This window comes from uncultured Thiodictyon sp. (assembly GCF_903828115.1).
GTDB lineage: Bacteria > Pseudomonadota > Gammaproteobacteria > Chromatiales > Chromatiaceae > Thiodictyon.
The window spans coordinates 1-2,028 of the sequence record NZ_CAIKKU010000608.1 but is presented as its reverse complement, the minus strand read 5'-3'; the positions used below and the strand labels follow the sequence as shown (position 1 = coordinate 2,028).

The following is a 2,028-nucleotide window of genomic DNA, read 5'->3' as shown; positions in this document are numbered from 1 at the left end:
CTTTTGCGAGCGGGCGCGGCGCCTGTCCGGGGCGCGTCGGATCGAACTGGCCGAGACCCTGCTCGCCCACCTGCCCGGCCCCGCCGCGGGGCCGGCCCGCGCGCGGGGGTGGGCGGCGGTGGAGCAGGTAGAGGGGTACGGGACCTGGCTGGCCGGTGGCCGGGCGGGGGACTGAACCGTGCGCCAGGGACCCTTCGAGGCGAGCCGCGCGGCGGCCTGGGCGGACTACCGCAGGCTCCTGACCGCCTTGGAGGGGCGCGGGCGCGACCCGTCCCCCGCGCTGCCCCTGGCGCGCTTCCCGGCCCTCTATCGGCGTCTGTGCGCCGATTACGCCCTGGCGCGGGCGCGCCGCTACGCCCCCGGGCTGATCGCGGAGCTGCACGACCTGGTGCGGCGCGGCTATCCCCACCTGTACCGACGCCGCAACGCCTGGTGGGCCCTGGCCCTGGGCTTCATGGCGGCCGGATTTCCGCGCACCCTGCGTCGTCAGGCCCGCGTCTGCGCGCTGGCCGCGGCCCTGTTTTTCTTGCCGCTGCTGGTCATGGGGCTCGCCTGCGGGCAGGACGGGGAACTGATCTACAGCCTGATGGACAGCGCCCAGGTGGCCGAGCTCGAGTCCCTATACGACCCCGACAGCGGTCGGCCCGGACGGGGGCCGGAGCGTCAGGCCGACACGGATTTCATGATGTTCGGCTTCTATGTGATGAACAATATCGGGATCGGCTTTCGCACCTTCGGCGCCGGGTTGCTGCTGGGGCTCGGGAGCGTGCTGATCCTGATCTCCAATGGGCTCATGATCGGTGCGACGGCCGGTCATCTGACCCGTCTGGGATTCGGCCCCGTCTTCTGGCCCTTCGTCAGCGGGCACGGCCCCTTTGAACTGACGGCCATCGCCATCTGCGGGGCGGCCGGGCTCCTGCTTGGCCGGGCCCTGATCGCCCCCGGGCGCCTGACGCGCCTCGCGGCCCTGCGCGCGAACGCACGCGATGCGGCGGTGCTGGTGGGCGGGGCGGCCCTCATGCTGCTGCTGGCGGCGGTGGTGGAGGCCTTTTGGTCCGCGAGCGGGGCGGCGGCGGGGGTGAAGTACGCGGTGGGGGTCTTGGGATGGGTGGCGGTGATGGCCTATTTCGCCTTGGCGGGACGAGTGGATGGCGGCGCCGGGCCGGTGCGCGGCGGTCCCGGGGACGACCATGGACCTTGACCGCATGAGCGTGGTGTTGCGCCCGCGCGGGCCTTGGGAGGGGATCGACCTGGGTTTCGCCCTGGGGCGCGCCTGGTTCCCGACCCTGTGGGGCCTGTGGTGGTGCAGTGCCCTGCCCGTGGGGCTCCTGGCGCTGCCCCTGACCGGCGCGCGGGCGGATTGGTGGCTGCTGCTCCTGTGGTGGTTCAAGCCGCTCTATGAAGCGCCCCTGATCTGGTGGATCAGCCGCTCTCTGTTCGGGGAGCGGCCGCCGCTCGGGCGTGCCTGGCCGCTCCAGCGCGCCGCCTGGACGCGGCACCTGCTGCCTTATCTGCTGTGGCGGCGCCTGGCCGCCCGCCGTTCCCTGAATCTGGCCATCGGACTCCTGGAGGGTCTGGACGGCGCGGCGTTGCGGCAGCGCCGCCGGGTGTTGGGCGACGGCGCCGGGGCCGCCTGGCTGACCCTGATCTGCTACCACTTCGAGGCCATCCTCTGGGGCGGGCTGCTGCTCACGCTGGTTTACCTGATTCCCACCGGGCTCCCGGAAGGACTGGCCGGCCTGGACCTCGGTGCGGCCCTGACCGACTCCCAGTCCTGGCCCTATTGGCTGAGCGGCGGCCTCTACCTGCTTGCCTGCTCGGTGATCGCGCCCTTCTATTGCTGCGCGGGCTTTGCCCTCTACATCGGGCGGCGCACCGAATTGGAGGCCTGGGACCTGGAACTCGCCTTCCGCCGGGCAGCCCCCGACGCGGCCACGGGCGCAACGGCGAAGGGCGCCGCACGACCCGGCCGCCGCGGCAGCGCCCGCGCCGCGGTGTCGGCCGGCCTGCTGTGCGCTGCCGTGCTCG

2 protein-coding genes are annotated in these 2,028 nt (G+C 73.1%); both read left to right on the top strand.

All coding sequences use genetic code 11. The annotated features are described in order from the left end of the window. The first annotated feature begins 178 nt into the window (after window positions 1–178). Window positions 179–1,201: a stage II sporulation protein M gene (locus QZY48_RS22990; RefSeq protein WP_295435477.1), complete on the top strand. Its 1,023-nt coding sequence runs from the start codon at window positions 179–181 to the stop codon at window positions 1,199–1,201. Next, on the top strand, window positions 1,191–2,028 hold an 838-nt coding region (locus tag QZY48_RS22985; protein WP_295435475.1), incomplete at its 3' end, for a hypothetical protein. The genes QZY48_RS22990 and QZY48_RS22985, both read left to right, overlap by 11 nt.